1 protein-coding gene and 1 pseudogene are annotated in these 532 nt (G+C 76.5%); both read right to left on the bottom strand.

All coding sequences use genetic code 11. The features are described from left to right. Positions 1 to 251: pseudogene (locus LPA54_RS36310) on the bottom strand (SAM-dependent methyltransferase); the annotation flags it as partial. Then, a partial coding sequence (locus tag LPA54_RS36315) for a glycosyltransferase (RefSeq protein WP_228984784.1) occupies positions 248 to 532 on the bottom strand: 285 nt, incomplete at its 5' end. The pseudogene LPA54_RS36310 and the gene LPA54_RS36315, both read right to left, overlap by 4 nt.

Here is a 532-nt window from a genome sequence, read left to right on the forward strand (position 1 = left end):
GCGGGTACTTCACCCGCGAGTTCCGCGCCCCGGGCGCGGAACTCGCGGGTGAAGTACCCGCTGCCGCCGCCGACGTCCGCGACGACCCGCCCGGTCACCGGCCCGTGGTACGCCTCCACCTGGTCGACGGCGTCACGGGCGAGGAGGGCGTAGCAGGCGTCCGGGTCGTCCTGCTCGCGCAGGAAGGCGCGGAACAGCGCGAGGGAGCGCCGCAGGGAGGGGTCGTTGTACGGAGGGCGGGACCGCGTCACCGTGCGGCCTCCCGGGCGACGGCCCGGAACTGACGCACGGTGTGCTCCCACCGGTAGCGGGCGGCGACGTCCCGTGCCGCCTTGCCCATGTGGGCGCGCCGGTCCGCGGCCAGGGTGAGGGAGATCCACGCGGCGGCGAAGGAGGACTCGCCGCGGGCGAGCACCCCCGTCTCGCCGTCCCGCACGGAGTCGCGCAGTCCGGGCACGTCGAAGGCGACCGCCGGGGTCTGACGGGCCGCCGCCTCGGTGACGACGAGACCCCAGCCCTCCACGGCGGAGGG

This window comes from Streptomyces sp. DH12, from assembly GCF_020873895.1.
GTDB lineage: Bacteria > Actinomycetota > Actinomycetes > Streptomycetales > Streptomycetaceae > Streptomyces.